Origin of the sequence: Deinococcus piscis (assembly GCF_014653275.1) — a bacterium.
Lineage (GTDB): Bacteria > Deinococcota > Deinococci > Deinococcales > Deinococcaceae > Deinococcus > Deinococcus piscis.
Map to the genome: position 1 here is coordinate 16,600 of NZ_BNAL01000022.1, position 19,039 is coordinate 35,638.

Here is a 19,039-nt window from a genome sequence, read left to right on the forward strand (position 1 = left end):
GTTCATCCAAGTTCAGCATAGGCGCGGCGGGCAGCGTCCAGCGTGAGATTCAGCTCGGTGTCGCCGTGGGCAGCACTCACGAAAATGCTCTCGAACTGGCTGGGTGCCCAGTACACGCCCTGGCGCAGCATGGACCGGAACCACGCGGCAAAAGCACTGGCGTCACTGCGGGCCGCCTGCTGGTAGGTCTGCACGCTGCCATGCGGAGCATCCTGGTGAAACGCGGTCAGCATGGACCCGATTTGATTGACCGACACCGGCACGCCCGCTTCCTGGGCAGCGGATTTGAGGCCGTCTGCCAGCGCCGCTGCGTAGCGGTCCAGCTGCGTGTACAGCTCTGGTCGGGCCTGCAATTCGCTGAGCGTAGCCAGGCCCGCGGCCATCGCCAGCGGGTTGCCGCTGAGTGTTCCTGCCTGATACACCGGGCCGCTGGGCGAGACATGTTCCATCAGCTCAGCGCGGCCACCGTAAGCGCCCACCGGCAGTCCTCCGCCGATGATTTTGCCCCAGGTCAGCAGGTCCGGCTGAATGCCCAGCAGGCCGCTGGCTCCCTGCAGCGAGAGGCGGAATCCGGTCATGACTTCGTCGGCAATCAGCAGGGTGCCGTGTTCGCGGACGCGGTGGAGCGCCGCCAGGAAGTCGGGGGTGGGAATCAGCACGCCGGAGTTGCCCACCACCGGCTCAAAGATGACAGCCGCAATTTCGTGCCCGCGCTCCTGCATCAGTGCGTCCAGGGCGGCGGGGTCGTTGTACTCGCTGACCAGGGTCAGGGCGGCGTACTCCTGCGGTACGCCCGCGCTGCTGGGGGCTGCCTCGCCTAGGTGGTGGGCGGTGGTCAGCAGGCCGCTGCCCGCTTCGACCAGCAGGCCGTCGGCGTGGCCGTGGTAGTTGCCCCGGAACTTGACGATGTGGCTGCGCCCAGTCACGCCGCGTGCCAGCCGCAGGGCACTCATGGTGGCCTCGGTGCCAGAGTTGACAAACCGCACCCGCTCCACACCCAGCTCTCGGGTCAGCTCCACCACTTTTTCGGCCAGCAGCACCTCGCGCTCGTTGGGTGCGCCAAAGGACGTGCCGCCCTGCAACGCCCCGGTGATCGCCTCACGCACTGCTGGGTGGTTGTGGCCCAGAATCATCGGTCCCCAGGACCCGATGTAATCCAGCAGCCGTGCGCCGTCAGCGTTGGTCAGGTAAGCACCGTCGGCACTGGCGATGAAATGTGGGTGTCCGCCCACACTGCCAAAGGCGCGCACCGGGCTATTGACCCCACCGGGCGTCACTTGCCGGGCACGGGCGAACAGCCCCTCGGAGACGGCGAGGCGTTCGGGCGCAGGCTGCGAAAGGAGAGAAGTGTCGGAAGTCGTCATGCCCGGCAGTCTAGAGCAGACCGCCTGAGCGCACTTTCCCCAGAGCGCACACTGCCGGGGCAGCAGGGCAGAAAAAAACCCCGCACGTGCGGGGTCTGAGGTGGTTTTTGCGCCTGCGCAGTTTAGAACTTACGCTCGTTGGACTTGTCGTCCGTCTTGCTGGCGGCAGTACCGGTGGTGTAGGGCCAGGCTGCCGACTGGGTGGCGCTTCCTTTGGTGTCCTGAGCTTTGGCCTGAACATCCTGCTTGACTTCGGCGGCTTTGTCCTGGGCTGCGGCTTTGACGTCTTCGGCCTTGTCCTTCAGCTGGGCACCAGCCTGCTGAGCGTCCTGTTTGACTTCAGCCGCTTTGTCCTGCGCGGCAGCCTTGACGTCTTCAGCTTTGTCCTTCAGTTCGGCGCTGGCCTGCTGAGCTGCGTCTTTGGCGTCCTTGGCAACATCCTGGGCCTTGTCTTTGGCCTGATCCACGGCGTCAGCGGCTTTGTCCTGTGCTTTGGCGGCAGCGTCCTGGGCGTCAGCCTTCAGCTGCTGACCGGCGCGCTGCACATCGCCCTGGTTGGCGCGGGCAGTGTCAGCCACGTCCTTGGCGGCTTCGGCGGCGGTGTCCTTGACTTCGGACACCTGAGCGGCAATGGTGCTTCCTGCTTCCTGCGCGGCCTGCTTGGTCTGCTCCCAGCCCTTGGTCACGCTGCCGCTCAGGTCTTCTACGGTGTCCTTGAGGCCCAGCTCGGACAGCTTGGCGTCAATGGCGCGGCGGTTCTGTTCGCGGGTCAGCAGGTAGATGCCGGCACCCAGCACCACGCCGAAGGCCAGCAGGCTTCCAAAAGAGGAGCCAGAAGAGTCACGGTTACGGCGGTTGTTGTATCGTCCCATATCTCTAATTTAGGGCACCCATCTCATGAGGAAGTGAGTGTGAGATATGTATGGATTCAAGGTCGGTGGCGTGGTCGGATGGGGCAGCAACGTTCTTACAAATGGTCGTTCAGCCGCAGCAGCCGCAGCAGCTCAGGCGCGAAGATCCACTCTTCGGGCTCGTCCTGGTCACCTGTGCGCACTTCCAGCAGGACGTAGCCGCGCTCCTGATAAAATGCCTTGATCTCCTGCCACGCCTGGGCGTCGTCGCTGGCCCCTTCCAGCTCCAGGTCCCGGTAGGTGTCCCACAGCTCGCCGTCTACCTCGGCACTCTGGAGGGCTTCGGCGTAGGCGCTCAGGGTGTAGGCATCTACCGGCTCGGCTCCGCGTGGACGCTCGGCAAGGGCGGCGGGTCCACTGGGAAGCTCGCACAGTGAGTCGAGCCAAGTCTGCCACTGGGCTGGGGTGAGGATCAGGTGAAGCGCGTCGGGGCTGGTGGTCATGGGCCGCAGCATAGCCCCTGGAGAGGCCTTGGCGGCGTGCAGCAGAGTGCGGGCGCTCTTGAGCTGGGCCTTTAGCTGGACTTGTCTTCTCAGGGCCCTGAGTCTGCCAGCCCCTAGACTGGGCAGGATATGGCACGTAAGGCAAAGACCCGCAGGGCAACGGCCCACGCAGCGCTGGCCCGCACAGCACAGGCAAAGGAAGTATTGGCTCCAGAGGGGCAGCGCAGCCCACGCATCAGCACGAGCAGGTTTGGCCGCCGCCTGGCTGCGGTGAGCCTGGCTGCCCTGCTGGGCTTGATTCCTGTCCTGCCCGCCAGCTTGGGCACAGTGCACTTGGGCGCGGTGCACTTGGGTACGGTGCAGGCGCAGTCGGGCGGGGGGTTTGGAGGCAGCACCCGTGGCGGTTCTTCCGGCGGTGGATACAGTGGTGGTGGCTACTCTGGCGGCGGCTATAGCGGCGGCGGTTATTCAGGTGGAGGCTATAGCGGTGGCGGCGGGTTCTTTCCGGTGCCGATGGGTGGACCGATCATCGTCGGTGGCGGCGGTGGGGGCGGCGGCATCCTGGGCCTGATGCTGTTCGGCGCGGTGATGGTCATGGTGATGGGCTCCATGCGCCGGGCCATGGGTGGGGGCTCCCGTGGCCTGGCCGGGGGCGGCATGGAGGACACAGGTGCGCGCGCCGTGCTGGTACAGGTGGCCCTGACCCACGGTGATGAGGTCAAAGCGGCGCTTCAGGAAGTGGCGCGTCATGGCGACCCCGACACCGATGAGGGCCTGGCCCGCATGATTCAGGAAGCGGCTGTGGTGCTGCTGCGTCAGCGGGCCCGCTGGACCTATGGCCGCGTGCAGGTGGCGGGCGGCGGCCCTCAGCAGACTGAGGGTCAGGTGGGAGCCTGGGCCACCCAGGCACGCGCCGCCTTTGTTCGGCAGACCACCAGTCACTACCAGAACAACGCTGAAAGTTCGGCCTACGAGCAAGTCGGTGACTATCAGTATGAAAAAGACCCGGGTGACCTGTACTTGGTGATCACGATTGCGGTGGCTGCGCACGCTTTCCCTGCACTGGGTCAGACCGAGATGCCCAGTGCCCGCGAAATCGAGACGGTTCTGCAGGGCATCAGTGGGGTGAGTGGGCGTACCCTGATTCGCGGCGAGGTCATCTGGAGTCCTGATGCCGAGGGCGAATTCCTCAGCGAAGACGAAACCATCATGAAATACGGTGAGTTGAGCAAGATCTAGACTGCGTGCTTTGGTGGGGAGGTCTGGGCGATGGACGGCCTGGACCTCTTTGTCACTTCGGGGCTTCTCCAGACAACGCCGGGCGGCGAACGGCTCCTTGCGCAGTCTTGGTGTCCGTCCTGTGTGTCAAGGTGGGGGCGGTTCACTTGCCGGAAGGATTGCTTTAGATAAGGCGTTTGCAGGTTGGCAGCGCGCCTGAATTTTACGTGTCTGGGTCTGCGTCTCTGGGTCTACGTGTCTGAGTCTAAATCGGGGGGTGGGTCTGAACCGGAGTCTGCTCAGTGGCAAGAGAGACATCCAGCGGCAGCCAGCGCCTCAGCAGGCGGGGCACGGCCACCCCAGCAAACAGGACCAGCGCGGCGTAGCGCAGGGCGGTGACTGCGGCCAGGGCTTTCCAGGAGTCAGGCAGCAGGGCCGACAGCGCCAGATACAGGCCCATGACCAGCGCCAGGCCCAGCAGGGCGACGGCGGCGCGTCCGGTCCAGGTGCGGGGCGGCGTGTAGTCAGGGCGCAGCGCCCAGAATCCGGCCAGCATCCCCAGGCCAGCGGGGAGTTCGCGGGGGGTGCCGGCTGGAATCAGTGTGCAGGCCAGCAGCAGCGCTGCCGGAACTCCCCAGCGCCACAGGCTCTGCGTGGGCAGGGCCCACCGGCTTGTTCCGGCCAGCGCGGCGAAGCCCAGGCCCAAGCCCACACCGGCCAGCACATCGGCGGGGTAGTGGACGCCCAGGGCGATCCGCGAGTAAGCGATCAGGCCCGCGAGCAGCGCGGCCACCACCCAGAAAGAGGGACGCCGCAGCTGCGCCGCCATGCCCAGCCACAGGGTGCTGCCGAGCTGCGCGTGCCCACTGGGAAAGCTGGGCCCGCCTGCTGTGGCCCGCGCCGCCTCGCTGGCCGCAGCTGCGGGGTCGGCTGCAAAGGGCCGGGGCAGGTCCAGCGAGTATTTCAGCGCCGAGTTGACCAGATACGACAGCGCAAACGCCACGCCCAACTGCCGCGCCCGCTGAGGGCTGATCAGCCAGGTATACAGCGCCAGCACGGCAATAAAGACTTCGTCGCGGCCCAGGTTGGTGATGGCCAGCCAGAGTTCGGGGGGCATGGGCCGCAGTCTAGACTCCTGGGGTCAGAGGGGCAGCCAGATGTGAACCTGGGTGCCTTCACCCGGGCGGCTGTCCAGCTCCAGGCGGCCCCCGGCCAGCTGGGCGCGTTCGCGCAGACCGAGCAGCCCCAGATGCCCCTGCGCGGCCAGGGCCGCCGCCCCGGCTGGGTCAAAGCCCTGGCCGTCGTCGCTGATGGTGGTGTGGAGGTCCTGTGCTCCGAAGGTGACCCGAACCGCCGCCGAATGAGCGTGGGCGTGCTTGTCCACGTTCGCCAGGGCCTCGCCGACCAGCCGAAACAGCGTGACTTCCAGGGTGGGGCTCAGGTGCACCTCCTCGCCGCTGATTTCCAGCCGCGCCGGGGTGCGGGCCTGCGAGCAGAGCCATTCCAGAGCAGGAAGCAGGCCCAGGTCATCCAGCACGCTGGGGCGCAGGTGCCGGGCAAAGCGGCGCACCCCAGCGGCAATGTCGCTCAGTTCGCCTGCCAGTGAGAGGATGTCGGCGGCGGCCTGCGGAGCCTGCTTTTCCAGCCGCAGCAACCGGCGGCGGGCCGCCACCAAGAGCTGCGCGGTTTCGTCGTGCAGCTCGCGGGAGATGCGGCGGCGCTCTTCTTCCTGGGCCTGGGTGAACAGCGCCAGAAAAGTCCGCAGCTCGTCGCGGCGGGCCGAGGCGGCAGCCAGTTCCTGCCCACGCTGTGAGATTTGCCCCAGCAGGCGGTACTGCTCGCTGAGGTCGCGGCCCATCACCAGGAGGCCGCCCTGACTGCCTGACAGCGGCCCCAACTGCAACTCCAAGCGCCGGTCAGCCAGCGTGGCCTCGGCGCGCACCGGGGGCTGACCGGGACGCAGGCCCTGAACCTGCCGCCAGAGCGCCGTCCAGTGGTCCAGGCCCTCGGGGTCAACCCAGGCGCTCAGGCCCTGGGCTGGGGGCAAGTCCGCCTGCGGATGTCCCATGAGCAGGGCGCGGGCGGCGGGATTCGCGTACAGAATCTGTCCTGCTGGGTCTGTGGTCAGGATCAGGTCGGGGCTGCTTTCGGCCAGTTGGCGGTAGCCCGCTTCCGAGCGGGCCAGCGCTCCAGCCAGCCGCTGGCGGCTTAGGCGGTCTGCCAGGTGGTCACACAGGCGGCGGGCCAGACGGAGGGTGGCCTGCGGAGGCGGGTCCTGTCCGGGGTCGTCGGCGTACAGCAGTCCCAGCACGTCCTGGCCCAGCCGAATCGGCGCAAGGAGAGCACTGCCCGCGCCCGGTTGTACCCAGCGGCGCGGGAGTGGCCGGGGCCCACGCCCCAGTTGTCCGGCCAGCTCGGTCAGCTCGGTGGCTGGGGGGAGCGGCAAGCCCAGCGCGGCGGCCCCCACGCCATCAACCCACAGCAGCCCGCGTCCGGCGTGCAGGGCGGGCAGCAGGGTGCCCAGCAGCCGCTCCAGGTCGTGGCGGGTCAGGTCATGTTCCAGCCGCTGGGAAATGTGCAGCAGGGTGGCCGCTTCCCGCTCACGTTCCTGGCCTTCACCGTACAGCAGGGCGTTTTCGATGGCGAGTGCGGCCTGTGCGCTCAGCGCGTCGGCCAGCTTCAGGTCGGTGTCGTCAAGCGGCAAAGGGGCGTGGTAGTACAGCGTCAGTACGCCAAATGGTCCCCGGCGGGTGGTGAGCGGCAGGGCCAGCACGCCCCGGAAGGGATACTCGCCCGCCGATAGCAGGTTGCGGGTGTAGCGGCTGCCTCCGCTCAGGCCCGAGGCCGGAAAGTCGCGGCACTCAGCCCGCATGCCCGAGGCGAACACCTGCCCGCTCAGGCCGCTGCCGGGGCGGACCCGCACCCGCAGCACCCAGTCGCTGGGCAGATTCAGGGCCGAGTGGATGCCCAGGGTGCGCCCGCCCGGCTGAGGCGTGTAGAGCGCAGCTGCATCTGCCCCAAACTGTGTGGCGGTGCGCGACAGCAGCTCGGTCAGTGTGTCGCTCAGGCGCAGGCTCCCGCCCAGTGCCAGGCCCAGCTCGCGCAGCACGCTTTCGCCCTGGCGCTGGCGGGTTTCGGCGGCAAAGCGCCGGGCGCTGCCCAGGGCCAGACCGGCCTGCTCGGCCAATTCCAGCAGCAGCGCTTCGTCGCCCGCCGAGAGGCGGTCCACGTCGGAATCGGCATACAGCAGGCCCAGCGGTTCGCCGCGTACCCGCAGCGGAGCCAGAAGCGCCACCTGCGGATTCAGTTCGGCCAGGCTGCGGCCTAGCGGTGTGTCGGCGTCCTGGGCGGCGCGGTAACGGATGACCTCGCCGCGCTCCAGCAGGGCCGCGTAGGTGACCGGCCCTACCCCAATCTGGCGGGGTGCTTCCTCTCCGAACCCGGTGCTCCAAATCTCCTGAAGTGGCACGTAACCCTGCTCACCGGGGGCCGCCGCCAGCAATCCCGCAAAAGCCCGCTGGAAGCCCAGCGCCTGCGCGGCCACCTCGGCCACGGCACTCAGAATCTGCTCGTGGTCCAGGCTGCCGTGGGTGCGGCGGGTCAAGCGGCCCACGGCGGCGGCCACCCGTCCGCGTCCGGCTTGGCGCTCGCGTGAGCGGGTGGCTTCCAGGGCCAGCCCCAGCGTGTCCTTCAGCGCGGGCCACTCCAGCGCCAAACCGGGCCGCCCCGCCACCACTTCCAGCACGCCAGAGGCGTAAGGCGGCAGTCCGAACGGCAGGGTGCACAGCAGTCCTTCTTCTTGTGGGCCACTCAGGTCGGGGCGCACCAGCTGACCGCCTGCCAGAGCCAGCCCCCGCCCGCTCTCGGCGCGCCGTTCCATTCCCTTCTGCCCCTGAATCCAGACGGCGGCTCCGTGCGCTCCGGCCCAGTCACAGGCCCACTCGGCCAACGCCTGGGCGAACGCTGCGACGCTGACCTGTTCCAGCAGGCCCGTCGGCAGGGGAGGGCCGGAGCCCACAGCAGGTCCCGCCATAGCCCTACAGTTCGCGGGGATCGATCCAGCCCCGGCGAATTCCGGCCAGCACGGCTTCGGTGCGGCTGCCGACATTCAACTTGGAAAAGACGTTGCCCAGGTGGACCTGCACGGTGCGCGGCGAGATGCTCAGGGTGCGGGCAATCTCCTTGTTGCTGCCGCCCTGCGCGGCGGCCCGCAGCACTTCCAGCTCGCGGGGGCTGAGGTCCTCGGTCAGGTCTATCTCGGCGGGGGCCTGCGCGCTGAAGCGGGCCATCACCTTGCGGGCGATGCTGGGGTGCAGCACGCTTTCGCCCGCCGCCACCGCGCGTACGGCCCGCAGCAGTTCTTCTTCACTGGCTTCCTTGAGCAGGTACCCCGCCGCGCCCGCTTCCAGCGCAGCAAACACGTAGGCGTCGTCGTCATAACTGCTCAGGACCAGCACCGAGATGCGGCCCTGCTCCGCCTTGATGCGGCGCGTGGCCTCTACGCCGGTCATGTCGGGCATGGACATATCCATCAGGACGATGTCGGGGCGCAGCTCCCGCGTCAGTGCCACCACTTCGCTGCCGCTGCTGGCTTCTCCCAGGACACGCAGGTCCGCTTCTGCCTCCAGCAGTTCGCGGGTGCCTTTTCGCACCACCGGGTGGTCGTCGGCCAGCAGCAGAGTGATGGGGGCTTGCATGGGTTCAAGTGTAGAGGCTGGGTCAGGTGCTGTGCAGTTGGGGGCCATGTGGCTGTGCAGTTGGGGGCTATGGGCTGTGCAAGCTGCCGGCAGATGGCAGCAGCGGACCGGAGGAACGCGGGTCACCCCGCTCAAAGTCACTGGCTTTGTGGTTCAGACTTGTGTAGCTACAGGAACCAGCTGGCGCGGAGGCTGGGTAAACAGTGCCCGCAGGTCCGGGGCCGCCAGGGGCGGAGAGAGCGCGTAGCCCTGACCCAGGGGGCAGCCCAGCGCATACACCAGATCAATGTGTTCCTGGGTTTCCAGGCCCTCGGCGGTCAGGTCCAGGCTGTAGTGGTAGGCCACCGCACTGACCGATTCGGTAATCAGGTGGCAGAATTCGTCCCCTTCGGGTAGGTACTCGGTCAGGGAACGGTCCAGCTTGATGCCTGCAAACCGCAGCGAACGCAGCCGCGACAGGTTGGCGTAGCCAGCACCGAAATCGTCCAGGCTCAGGTGAACCCCCATGCGGTCAAGCTCAGCTAGATTCTGTTCCAGTTGAGCGTCGCCGTAGATTTGCGCGGTTTCGGTCAGCTCCAGTTCCAGGGCATGGCTGCTCAGCCCGCTGCGCTCCAGCACGTCTTGGACCTGCTCGGCAAACCCGCTGCGGGCCAACTGATAGGCGCTCACATTCACACTCACCTTGATGCCTGCTGGCCAGTGCAGGGCTTCGCGGCAGGCCTCCTCAAGTACCCACAGCCCCAGGCGGGCAATCTGACCGGTTCGTTCGGCCACCGGAATAAATTCGGTTGGGGAGAGGTGCCCCAGCTCTGGATGGTCCCAGCGCACCAATGTCTCGGCTTTGACGATGCGCCCGGTCCGCAGATCGTAGATGGGCTGGTACAGCAGCGAGAAGCCTTCGCAGTCTGGATCACACGATTGCCCAATGGCCCTGGCGATGTGCTGAAAGCGTTCGGACGCCTGATCCTGCTCCGCCCGGTAGGGCTTGATCTGCCCGCGCCCTTCCCGTTTGACGGTGTACATGGCGCTGTCGGCGTGGCGCAGCAACTCCTGGGCTGTGGTCCCGTCTTCCGGAAAGCAGCTGATCCCAATACTGATGCTGATGCTCAGGCCCAGTTCCAGGTCGCCGCGCGCAGCGATATCGCGCTGAAACTGACAGGCCAGCTGCTCTGCCTGGGGGCCGTCGGCGCTGGGGAGAAGCACCACAAATTCGTCGCCGCTGAGGCGAAAAGCTTTTGCAGGCGGAACCGCCGTGGTGAACGTCCGCGCCACAGTCTGGAGCAGCAGATCACCCTGATCATGCCCCATGGTGTCGTTGATGACTTTGAACGAGTCCACGTCAATAAACAGCAGGGCGAAAGGTGGGCTGTCTTCAGCCGTCATGTCCCTCAGCTGCTCTTCTAAGCTGCGCCGGTTGGGCAGACCGGTCAGCAGGTCATGGTAGGCCATCCGTGTCAGGGCTTCGCGCTCGCCTTCTTGGAAACGGAGCCGCTGCACTCGCTGGCTGAAATACTTCATCCCCGAATAAGCCAGGAAAGAAGCCAGCAACAGTTGGCTGAGGCTGGTCGCTATGGCAGAATTCCAGCCGGTCTGTGCTGTCCAGTAAGCACCGCCCAGGAGGCTGATTCCGGTGACTGCGGCCAGCACTGTGGCAGGCCAGGATTTTTGCTCTGAAGAATTCGCCATAACCAGCATGCTCCACACCAGCAGGATCGGGAGCCACAGGATGCTTTCATTCATCTCCCGCAGGAACACCTCTGAATCAGAGTTGATGCTGAGCAGCAAGGTCAGCTTGAGCAGGAGCCAGAGCGAGGACAGTTGCAACAGGAACCAGGTCAGCACCATCAGCGGTACGTTGTCCCGGCGGCTCACCGCAATGCCAATCAGCATGATGGCCGTCAGCAGGCCGTACATGGGCTGGTCTATCTGGCGGTCCCAGGCATCGCCTGTGCTCCAGAGCACCGCTGCCAGCGCAGAAACCATGACGGTCAGTGCGCCCTGAATCATCAGCTGTTGCCATCCCCGTGACAAGTCAGGGGCATCCAGCTCCGTAGAGTCTGGCAGCGTAACGGAGAGGCGGCGCTTGTCCATCGGCCACCACTCTAGGAATCCCCTAATGACCCAACCCTCACAGGGGGCCCGGGCATGGGAGGCCAGGGACTGGCGCGGCGCTCAGAAACTGACATCCAGGGCCAGGGCTGCAGGCAGGAGCTTGGCAAAGTCTTCATGTCCGGTTTCGTATACGCCCAGGCGGGCAATGTGGTCGTTCTGAATCTGGGCGTCCAGCACGGTAAAGCCCTGAGCGTGCAGATGCTCGGCCAGCCGCACCAGCGCCACTTTGGAAGCGTCGGTGACGCGGTGGAACTTGCTCTCGGCAAAGAACACCCCGCCCAGCGCAATCCCCATCACACCGCCGGCCAGCTCGCCGCCTTGCCACACCTCGAAAGAATGGGCCAGGCCTGCCGCGTGCAGGTGTTCGTATAGCTCGACCATTTCGTCACTGATCCACTCGCCGTCCTCCCGCTCCGGGCTGCCCGGCAGCCGGCCCCGGCAGCCTTCGAGTACCTCGCGGTAAGCCGCGTTGCGGCGCACCTCGAAGCGGCCCAGGGTGCGCCGCAGCCGCCGGGGCACGTGCAGACCGGCTTCCTCGGTCAGCGGCACCAGGGCGCGGGTGTCCACGGTGTACCACTGCGGCCCAGCGTCCATGTCCATCAGAAAGCCACCCTGCGCGTAGCCAGCAGCCACCGCCGACACCACAGCGTCGGGGTGGTTCAGAAAGTGAAGGGCATTCGGCATCAGGCGCGCCGTGTCCGCGTGCGAATGGCTTTTTCCGAGTCCAGCATCCGCTTGAGGGCCTGCTCGGAGCGGGTCAGCCCTTCCAGCGCCGCTGGGGTGCGGCCCGCACGCGGCTCGTAGTCGTCCAGCACCTTGCCTTCCAGGTAGCGGTCAAAGATAACCGGGCAAATGTAGTGGGCGCGGGTCACGGCGGGGGTGTTGCCCAAGTCCTCGGCCACCGTCTGCACGCACTCCACCAGCACCTTTTTGGTCGTGCGCTCGGTATCTGCAGCCCCGGACTCGGCCAGGAACTCAGCGGCCAGCAGTGTGCCGCCCCAGGTGCGGAAGTCCTTGGCCGTAAAAGGCCCGATTTGCTCGCGCAGGTAGGCATTCAGCTCGGCAGCCTTGACGCGGCGGCGCGTGCCCTCTTCCAGGGTCTGGAACAGGTGCGGCCCCGGCAATTCCAGCAGCTTTTCGATGTTGCCCGCCACTGTGCGGTCCACCAGTGCCTTGCTCTGCTGAATGCCATGCTTGCCCTTGAACTTGAAGGTCACGGTGTTGCCGGTGACCGTCACATGCCGCTGGCGCAGCGTGCTGAGGCCGTAGGTCTTGTGGGCGCGGGCATAGGCGTCGCTGCCCACCCGGAAGTGGGCCACATGCAGCAGCCGGGTCATCAGTGCGAGCACCTTGCGCGGGGGCAGTTCGGCGCGGCGCAGGTCAGCGGTGGTCAGCGCCCTGAGGTCTGCCAGCGTACCCGCGAAACGCGAAAGCCGCTGCCACTTTTTGAGCGCCCGGCCCTGCACGAAATCATTGTGGTAGCGGTACTGCAAGCGCCCCGCCGCGTCGCGACCGAAGGCCTGCAACTCGGCGTCGGCGTCGGGCGACACGTAGACCTTCTGATAGCCGGGCGGCACCGCCAGCGCCGCGATGCGTTCCAGGCCGGTGGGGTCGGTGTAGCGCCTTCCATCTGGATAAAAGTACCGGAACTTGCCCGGCTCCTGGCCCTCGCGGCGCAGATATTCGTCTTGTAGGGCTTCGGTGCGGCTGGGCATATGCATTCAAGCTAAACAAAAACCCCCGCCGCTGCGAGGGTTGGGGCCTTGAGCTGGGGTTGGGAGAAGTGAGTGCGCCTCGCCCTGAACGTCGCTTCCTCACACTGAGGCCGCAAAGTCCCGAATGGCCTGCATCACCCGGCACAGATGCCGAAGTGAAGCGACGGTATCGCCCTGAACCATCAAGTTATGGTGGGCGCCTTCCAGAACCAGCAGCTCTGCTCCGGCGCTGCGAAGTTCCTGGACTCTATCGGAACTGAAATGGGGATCCAGCGTGCCGATGACCACCAGTAAAGTTGCCGCCCGCTCCAGGATGCGTGCCTGGACTTCTGGGCGCCCCAGCAGGGGCGTAAGCCACACCAGGCGCGCTCCCGGCAATGCTTCTTGGCTGAGCAGCAGGTGTATTCCCAGCGTGCCCAGGGACTTGCCAACGATACAGACCTCAGCGGACGCTCGGGCGGTCTGAGCGGCACGGTAAGCAGCCAGCACGTCTGCCTTGAGCTAGCGTGCAGCCTCATCCGCTGGGGCGTCCGCAAAGGCTGGGGTGTGGTAGCGCGTTTCCAGGCCGAAAGTATCGAAACCCAGCTCGTCCAGCACAGAGGTGGCGTACTTCAGGCCGGGCTGCTCCAGGCCGTAGCCCATGCCTGGCAGCAGCAGCCCCAGCTTGCCGGTTGGTGTCTCCTGCTGCTGATAAACGTACTCTAGGGCGTCGTCCCGGTAACCCCGCACGTCCAGCGAATGTTGTTGGGCAGACATGGGAGACAGTGTATGGGCCATAAGCCCAAACCGTCATCCGCTTAGGGCAACAGATTCCCCACCCAGCGGGCCGGGTCCACCGCCTCGCCGCGCAGGCGCATTTCCAGGTGCAGGTGCGGCCCGGTGGAGTAGCCGGTGGAGCCGACCTCGCCGATTTTCTGGCCCCGGCTCACGCTCTGGCCCGGCTTCACGTCGATTTTGGACAGGTGAAAGTAAAGGCTCAGCAGCCCTGCGCCGTGGTCAAGCACCACCAGGCCGCCGCGCACTGGGTAATTGGCCGCCAGCACCACCCGGCCCAGGTTCACGGCCTGCACGCGGGTGCCTTTGGGGGCCGAGTAGTCCATGCCGTAGTGGTAGTTGATTTTGGCTCCGGCCCGCTCACGCCGGGGTTGCCCGAAGCCCGAAGACCGCCGCCCGTTCGCAATGGCATTCGCAAAAGGCTCGGTCCACATGGGTGCGCCCCGCAGCTCGTAGGCTTTTTCCACGGCGGCAGTTTCTTCGGCGCGGCGGGGGTCTTGCAGCACGGCGGCGATGCTGGCGGGCATGTTCAGGTTCTGCACCGGCTGGCCCAGCGGTCCTACCGGCACTTGCCCGGCGCTGCTCTGGCCGTCCAGCTCCACTTCGAAGCGCACTGGAGCGCTCTGACCCAGCACCACCCGGCCCAGCACGGCCCACTGCCCGCCCACCTGCACGGGGCTGAGCCACTCGTTGGGGCGGCGCACGTCTTCATCCAGCTCGGAAGGAAAGCGGACCCGCACCCGCCCAGCGTTCTGACCGCTCAGCCGCAGGACGAAAGCGTCGCCTTCCTTGACGCGGGCTGGGGCCTGGACCTGCACACCGGGCAGGCTGGCCCCTGATGTGGGGCTGGTTGCCGTGCTGCTTGCTGGGTTAGGGGCTGCTGGGGACACGGGTGTGGCTGCGGCAGTGCCGGGCAGCTGAAGCACCTGGCCCACGCTGAGCGCACTGCCGCTGAGCCCATTGGCAGTCTGGAGCGCAGTCACCGTGGTTCCGTTCGCCTGGGCAATTCGCCATAGGGTGTCACCCGGCTGCACTGTATAGCTGGCGGCCAGCGCAGGAGAGAACAGCAGCAGGGCAGTGAGGGCAGCGGCTCGTTTCATGCGGCCCAGTGTACCGGCTGGGGATGAAGGCAGGCTGACGGTGTTATGGTTGGTGGGCCTGTCAAGTCATTCGCCGTCAAGGGAATCATTTGATAGTGTTTTGGTGCTCAATTTGTCTGAGAGGGAAGCAAATGTCAGAAAATCCACAAGTTTTGAGTCCGCCGCCCCAGATCAGTTTCGGCTGGGCGCTGGTGCCACTGTTGCTGATGATGCTGGCGATGGGAATAGGCGTGATTGTGCTGGGCGTGGACGCGCACCTTCCGCTGGTGCTGGGCACCGTGATTGCCGGGCTGGTGGCCTGGCGACACGGGTTTGCCTGGGATGACCTGGAACACATGATGTATCAGGGCATTCGCCTGGCACTGCCTGCGGTGCTCATCATCATGCTGATCGGAATGGTGATCGGTTCCTGGATTGGCGGTGGCGTGGTCGCCACCATGATTTATTACGGTCTGAACATCATCAGCCCGGCCTTTTTTCTGGCAGCGAGTTGCCTGCTGTGCGCTGTGGTCGCGCTCGCTATCGGCAGTTCGTGGTCCACCATGGGCACGGTGGGTGTGGCCTGCATGGGCATCGGCACGGCGCTCAACGTCCCTTTGCCGATGGTGGCAGGCGCAGTGGTGTCGGGGGCCTACTTCGGAGACAAAATGTCGCCGCTCAGTGACACCACCATCTTGGCTTCGGGCCTGACCCATACCGACTTGTTCGAGCATATTCGCCACATGGTCTACACCACGGTGCCGGGCCTGCTGATTGCGCTGGGCGTCTATCTGTATCTGGGCCGCTCGACTGGGCAAAACGCTGACCTGGCAGAAATTGCCGCCACGCAGGCGGGGGTGGCCCAGGCATTTACCGTGTCGCCCTGGCTGCTGCTGGTGCCAGTTCTGCTGATCGTGCTGGTGCTGCGCCGCATGCCCGCCATGCCCGCGCTGGTGGTGTCCATCCTGGTGGGGCTGGCCTGTCAGGTGGTCGTGCAGGGGGAGAGCCTGACCGACGCGCTGAGCACTCTGCAAAACGGCTACGTGCTGGAAAGTGGCAACGAAACGCTGGACAACCTGTTCACCCGTGGCGGCCTGCAAGGGATGATGTACACCGTCTCCCTGGTGCTGATTGCCATGACCTTCGGCGGCATTCTGGAGTATTCCGGCATGCTGCGGGCGATTGTGCAGCGCATTCTGTCGGTGGCGCGCAGCACCGGCAGCCTGATTGCCGCCGCGATTTCCTCGGCCATCGTCATCAATGTGGCCTGCGCGGAGCAGTATGTCTCGCTGGTGGTGCCCGCGCGCATGTACGTGCGTGGCTTCGTGGAACGCGGCCTGGCCCCCAAGAACCTCTCGCGCTCGCTGGAAGATGGCGGCACGCTCACCAGTGTGCTGGTGCCGTGGAATACCTGTGGCGTGTTTGCGCTGGGCGCGCTGGGCATCTCGGCCTGGGAATACGCGCCTTATGCCGTGCTGAACTACGTAGTGCCCATCATCGGTATCTTGTACGGCCTGACGGGCAGCTTTATCACGTACCTGACCGACGCCGAGGTCGAAAAATACAAGCGCGAGTTTGCGCAGGATGGTCAGTCGGTAGTCCTCTAAGCCCACTGCTACGGCCCAAGAACTGTGGCTGGGACAAGCGCCCGCTTCCAGATGGAGCGGCGCTTTTTTTGTGGCCGCCGCTGAGACTGTGTCCCTCTAGCGCTCTTTGCCCGTCCCTGTGCGACACTTGCCCTATGAACGGCAAACATCTGGGCGCGCTGGTGTCGGCCATCGGCGGCCTGGCTTTTGTATTGCTCAATGCAGGCAGCCTTCCCAGCGTCTGGCCCTGGCTCCTGCGTGGGCTGGGTGTACTGGCTTTTGCCTGGGCGCTGCTCCGTCTGACTCGGCCCGGCACTTTCCCCTCGGGCCGCCGCCCGGATGCTCGCAGCTGGCGTATGTACATGCTCAGTGTGGGCCTGATGGTGCTGGCCTTCCCGCTGGGAGCGAGGGCGCTGAGCCTGTCTGGGCACGTGGAGTACATCCTCTCCTGGGTCGTGCTGGTGGTAGGGCTGCACTTTTTTCCGTTCGCGTCGGCCTTCAGTGCGCCCATCTTCCGCAGTGTGGCGGCTGGCTTGGTGGCTGCGGCCCTGCTGGGCGTGGGGCTGACGGCGCTGGGCCTGCCCTGGGGACCGGCGGCGGGCGCAGTGGCCGCCGGGTTTATCCTGCTGGCGTACAGCGGCGGTCTGGGCCAGTCCAAATCGCTACCGCTCTAAATCACTTCCCTGAACGCCACACTCTGGCTGCGGTTTTGCAGCTCGCTTCTCAGGTATTGCAGGCGTGGATGCTCCAGCCGGGGGTCGTTGGACAGAATGTGCTTGGCGAGGCGGCGGGCCTGTTCGATCACTTCGGCGTCGTTGGCGAGGTCGCCTAAGCGCAGGTCAGGAATCCCGCTCTGGCGGGTGCCACGAATCTCGCCGGGGCCACGCAACTTCAGGTCGGCTTCCGCAATCACAAAGCCGTCGGTGGAGCCTTCGATAATCCGCAGCCGCTGCTCGGTCTTTTTGCTCATTTCGCCGGCAATCAGCACGCAGTAGCTCTTGGCACTGCCGCGCCCCACCCGCCCGCGCAGCTGGTGCAGCTGGCTGAGGCCAAAGCGCTCAGCGTTCTCAATCACCATCACGCTGGCGTTGGGCACATCCACGCCCACTTCAATCACGGTGGTGCTGACCAACAGGTCGAACTCGTGGGCGCGGAAAGCGTCCATCACCTCATCCTTTTCGGCGGCAGTCATCTTGCCGTGCAGCAGCCCTATGCGGGCTTCAGGAAGCATCTCCGCGAGGTTCTCGGCCAGCTCGGTAGCGGCCAGCAGCTCCAAGTTTTCATTTTCTTCGATCAATGCCGTGACCACGTATGCTTGGCGGCCCTGGCGAATCTGGCCCATCACGAAGCCGTAGGCCTGGGCGCGGTAGCCGTCCTGAATCAGTTTGGTTTCGACGGGTGTGCGGCCTGGCGGCAGTTCGTCAATCACGCTCAGTTCCAAGTCGCCGTAAGCGGTCAGCGCCAGCGAACGGGGAATCGGCGTGGCCGACATCACCAGCACGTCAGGTCGGCTGGACAGCAGGCGGCGGCGCTGCATCACCCCAAAGCGGTGTTCTTCGTCAATCACGGCCAGGCCCAGATTGTCCCACTGCACATTGTCCTGAATCAGCGCCTGGGTGCCCACCACGATGTCTATCTCGCCCAGCGCGATGCGGCCCTGCATCTCCAGCTTCTGCTTGGGGGTCATCGCACCCACCAGCAGGCCCACCCGCACGTCCAGCGGCCCCAGATAGCCACTGAGGTTGGCATAGTGCTGCCGCGCCAGGATTTCGGTGGGGGCCATCAGCGCGCCCTGGTAGCCGTCGCGCACGGCCAGATAGAGGGCGCAGGCCGCCACCGCCGTCTTGCCGCTGCCCACGTCGCCCTGCACCAGCCGCGCCATCTGGCGGTCCGAGCGCATTTCTTCCACAATTTCGCCCAGCACGCGCCGCTGCGCTCCCGTAAAGCGGAACGGCAGTGCGCCCTCAAAGCGGTCAATGTCCTCCGGGTGCGCCTCGAAGCGCTTGCCTTGCAGCACGGCGTCCTCACCTTGCAGCAGCATCCGCAATTCCAGAAACAGGTATTCGTCAAAGCGCAGTCGGCCCATCGCCCGCGACAGGTGCGCCTCGTCGGCAGGAAAATGGATGCCCTGAAGCGCGTCGGCCAGTGGGGTCAGGCCGTACTCGCGCCGCCAGTGAGCGGGAAGGTAATCGTCCAGCGGTGCGGCCTGAAGCGCGCGCCACGCCGCCCGCCGCAGGAATTCCTGGCTGATGCCCTCTTTGGCGTCGTATACGCCCACAATCCGGCCAGTGCTGAGGCTATCTGCGGCACTGTCCAGGCTCTCTAGGTGCTCGGCGGCCAGCTGGGCGGTGCGCCCGAACTTCTTGACCCGCCCGGTCACGATGACTCGGGCCCCTTCACGCAGTTGCCGCTCCATCCAGGGCTGATTGAACCAGGTCGCCTTGACCCGGTTGCCGCCTTCCGTTTCCAGGGTGGCTTCCAAAATGGTCATGCGCGGCTTGGGCGTGCGCTTGAAACGGCTGACCACCACGCCCTGCACGGTGACTTTCTGGCCCTCGTCCACGTTCATCAGCGAGGGCAGCGCCCGGCGGTCCTCGTGGCGGTGGGGGTAGTAGTGCAGCAGGTCGCGAAGTTGGTGCAGGCCCAGGCCCTTCAGCTTGCGCTCGCCGCCGCGCCCGCTGTCCAGCCGCTCAATGGGGGCGTCCATAGGCAGCTGCTCTCCGGTGGGGGCAGGGGGCACCGTTTCCTGCGCTGTAACCTTCGAGGCTGCCACTCTAGGGGGACGCTGCCGGGCCGGGGCGGTTTTCGCTGCTTTGGCGGCCAGCGTTTCCAGCGCCCGTCCCAGCGCTTGCTCACGCTCAGGGGGGCTCCAGCCCGCGTAGCCGTCCAGCAGTTCGCGCACCTGCGGAAAAGGGTTCGCCAGTGGCCCGCGCAGCAGCCCTTCGAGCCCGCCCGACACGGCCCGGTTCTGGCACCCGGATTTCAGTTCCAGGGTCAGCGGGCGGCTCAGGCGTTCGGCAAGTTCAGCAACGGTGGGCACGCGCACGAGGCTAGCAAATGCGCTGCGGGGCGAAGGTGCCTCTGCGCCCAGGGCGAAACTGGTGGGCGGTTACAATCGGAACCGGTGGCCTTCTTCCTGG

At 65.9% G+C, this 19,039-nt stretch carries 16 protein-coding genes; 3 read left to right on the forward strand and 13 right to left on the reverse strand.

Annotation, left to right across the window (positions count from 1 at the left end):
- Window positions 1–2: 2 nt before the first annotated feature.
- The 3 genes from hemL to IE158_RS09045 all read right to left on the reverse strand — a co-directional run bounded on the left by hemL (window position 3) and on the right by IE158_RS09045 (window position 2,718).
- Complete coding sequence (gene hemL / locus IE158_RS09035) at window positions 3–1,364, reverse strand: glutamate-1-semialdehyde 2,1-aminomutase (RefSeq protein ID WP_189643341.1); 1,362 nt, start codon at window positions 1,362–1,364, stop codon at window positions 3–5.
- Window positions 1,365–1,486: 122 nt separating this feature from the next.
- Window positions 1,487–2,236 (reverse strand): desiccation-associated late embryogenesis abundant protein, encoded by a 750-nt coding sequence (locus IE158_RS09040; RefSeq protein ID WP_189643342.1) that lies wholly within the window; start codon window positions 2,234–2,236, stop codon window positions 1,487–1,489.
- Between the two features lie 95 nt (window positions 2,237–2,331).
- Window positions 2,332–2,718 carry a hypothetical protein gene (locus IE158_RS09045; RefSeq protein WP_189643343.1) on the reverse strand — a complete coding sequence of 129 codons (387 nt, stop codon included), beginning with the start codon at window positions 2,716–2,718 and terminating at the stop codon, window positions 2,332–2,334.
- A 129-nt stretch (window positions 2,719–2,847) separates the two neighbouring features.
- Here IE158_RS09045 and IE158_RS09050 point away from each other — a divergent pair, with 129 nt between their 5' ends.
- Window positions 2,848–3,957, forward strand: coding sequence for a DUF1517 domain-containing protein (locus IE158_RS09050; RefSeq protein ID WP_229839028.1), 1,110 nt, complete (start codon window positions 2,848–2,850; stop codon window positions 3,955–3,957).
- Window positions 3,958–4,201: 244 nt separating this feature from the next.
- Here IE158_RS09050 and IE158_RS09055 read toward each other — a convergent pair whose 3' ends face one another.
- The 9 genes from IE158_RS09055 to IE158_RS09095 form a co-directional block, all read right to left on the reverse strand.
- On the reverse strand, window positions 4,202–5,053 hold the full coding sequence (locus IE158_RS09055; protein ID WP_189643344.1) for a phosphatase PAP2 family protein: 852 nt from the start codon (window positions 5,051–5,053) through the stop codon (window positions 4,202–4,204).
- Window positions 5,054–5,077: 24 nt separating this feature from the next.
- Window positions 5,078–7,969: a GAF domain-containing sensor histidine kinase gene (locus tag IE158_RS09060; protein WP_189643345.1), complete on the reverse strand. Its 2,892-nt coding sequence runs from the start codon at window positions 7,967–7,969 to the stop codon at window positions 5,078–5,080.
- Between the two features lie 4 nt (window positions 7,970–7,973).
- Window positions 7,974–8,633 (reverse strand): response regulator, encoded by a 660-nt coding sequence (locus IE158_RS09065; RefSeq protein WP_189643346.1) that lies wholly within the window; start codon window positions 8,631–8,633, stop codon window positions 7,974–7,976.
- A gap of 153 nt (window positions 8,634–8,786) precedes the next feature.
- Window positions 8,787–10,724 (reverse strand): putative bifunctional diguanylate cyclase/phosphodiesterase, encoded by a 1,938-nt coding sequence (locus IE158_RS09070; protein WP_189643347.1) that lies wholly within the window; start codon window positions 10,722–10,724, stop codon window positions 8,787–8,789.
- An 81-nt stretch (window positions 10,725–10,805) separates the two neighbouring features.
- The gene (gene aat, locus IE158_RS09075) at window positions 10,806–11,429 is read right to left on the reverse strand and encodes a leucyl/phenylalanyl-tRNA--protein transferase (RefSeq protein WP_189643348.1); all 624 of its coding nucleotides are present in this window, start codon (window positions 11,427–11,429) and stop codon (window positions 10,806–10,808) included.
- A complete protein-coding gene (locus IE158_RS09080; protein WP_189643349.1) occupies window positions 11,429–12,460 on the reverse strand; it encodes a DNA topoisomerase IB in 1,032 nt (343 codons plus the stop codon). The genes aat and IE158_RS09080 overlap by 1 nt, the downstream gene beginning before the upstream one ends.
- A 99-nt stretch (window positions 12,461–12,559) precedes the next feature.
- Window positions 12,560–12,949: a hypothetical protein gene (locus IE158_RS09085; protein ID WP_189643350.1), complete on the reverse strand. Its 390-nt coding sequence runs from the start codon at window positions 12,947–12,949 to the stop codon at window positions 12,560–12,562.
- Window positions 12,950–12,961: 12 nt separating this feature from the next.
- Window positions 12,962–13,216: a hypothetical protein gene (locus tag IE158_RS09090; RefSeq protein ID WP_189643351.1), complete on the reverse strand. Its 255-nt coding sequence runs from the start codon at window positions 13,214–13,216 to the stop codon at window positions 12,962–12,964.
- Between the two features lie 41 nt (window positions 13,217–13,257).
- Window positions 13,258–14,334 (reverse strand): peptidoglycan DD-metalloendopeptidase family protein, encoded by a 1,077-nt coding sequence (locus IE158_RS09095; RefSeq protein WP_189643352.1) that lies wholly within the window; start codon window positions 14,332–14,334, stop codon window positions 13,258–13,260.
- Window positions 14,335–14,465: 131 nt separating this feature from the next.
- On the opposite strand from IE158_RS09095, the gene nhaC reads away from it, so the two are divergent.
- Together nhaC and IE158_RS09105 are read left to right on the forward strand one after the other, a co-directional pair.
- On the forward strand, window positions 14,466–15,920 hold the full coding sequence (gene nhaC, locus IE158_RS09100; RefSeq protein WP_189643353.1) for a Na+/H+ antiporter NhaC: 1,455 nt from the start codon (window positions 14,466–14,468) through the stop codon (window positions 15,918–15,920).
- Window positions 15,921–16,054: 134 nt separating this feature from the next.
- Window positions 16,055–16,573, forward strand: coding sequence for a hypothetical protein (locus IE158_RS09105; protein WP_189643354.1), 519 nt, complete (start codon window positions 16,055–16,057; stop codon window positions 16,571–16,573).
- Here IE158_RS09105 and recG read toward each other — a convergent pair.
- Window positions 16,570–18,939, reverse strand: coding sequence for an ATP-dependent DNA helicase RecG (gene recG / locus IE158_RS09110; RefSeq protein WP_189643355.1), 2,370 nt, complete (start codon window positions 18,937–18,939; stop codon window positions 16,570–16,572). The genes IE158_RS09105 and recG overlap by 4 nt on opposite strands.
- Between the last annotated feature and the right edge of the window lie 100 nt (window positions 18,940–19,039).

Coding starts and splice junctions, on each gene's coding strand:
- hemL (WP_189643341.1), bottom strand. CDS start 1,364: ATGACGACTTCCGACACTTCTCTCCTTTCGCAGCCTGCGCCCGAACGC.
- IE158_RS09040 (WP_189643342.1), bottom strand. CDS start 2,236: ATGGGACGATACAACAACCGCCGTAACCGTGACTCTTCTGGCTCCTCT.
- IE158_RS09045 (WP_189643343.1), bottom strand. CDS start 2,718: ATGACCACCAGCCCCGACGCGCTTCACCTGATCCTCACCCCAGCCCAG.
- IE158_RS09050 (WP_229839028.1), top strand. CDS start 2,848: ATGGCACGTAAGGCAAAGACCCGCAGGGCAACGGCCCACGCAGCGCTG.
- IE158_RS09055 (WP_189643344.1), bottom strand. CDS start 5,053: ATGCCCCCCGAACTCTGGCTGGCCATCACCAACCTGGGCCGCGACGAA.
- IE158_RS09060 (WP_189643345.1), bottom strand. CDS start 7,969: ATGGCGGGACCTGCTGTGGGCTCCGGCCCTCCCCTGCCGACGGGCCTG.
- IE158_RS09065 (WP_189643346.1), bottom strand. CDS start 8,633: ATGCAAGCCCCCATCACTCTGCTGCTGGCCGACGACCACCCGGTGGTG.
- IE158_RS09070 (WP_189643347.1), bottom strand. CDS start 10,724: ATGGACAAGCGCCGCCTCTCCGTTACGCTGCCAGACTCTACGGAGCTG.
- aat (WP_189643348.1), bottom strand. CDS start 11,429: ATGCCGAATGCCCTTCACTTTCTGAACCACCCCGACGCTGTGGTGTCG.
- IE158_RS09080 (WP_189643349.1), bottom strand. CDS start 12,460: ATGCCCAGCCGCACCGAAGCCCTACAAGACGAATATCTGCGCCGCGAG.
- IE158_RS09090 (WP_189643351.1), bottom strand. CDS start 13,216: ATGTCTGCCCAACAACATTCGCTGGACGTGCGGGGTTACCGGGACGAC.
- IE158_RS09095 (WP_189643352.1), bottom strand. CDS start 14,334: ATGAAACGAGCCGCTGCCCTCACTGCCCTGCTGCTGTTCTCTCCTGCG.
- nhaC (WP_189643353.1), top strand. CDS start 14,466: ATGTCAGAAAATCCACAAGTTTTGAGTCCGCCGCCCCAGATCAGTTTC.
- IE158_RS09105 (WP_189643354.1), top strand. CDS start 16,055: ATGAACGGCAAACATCTGGGCGCGCTGGTGTCGGCCATCGGCGGCCTG.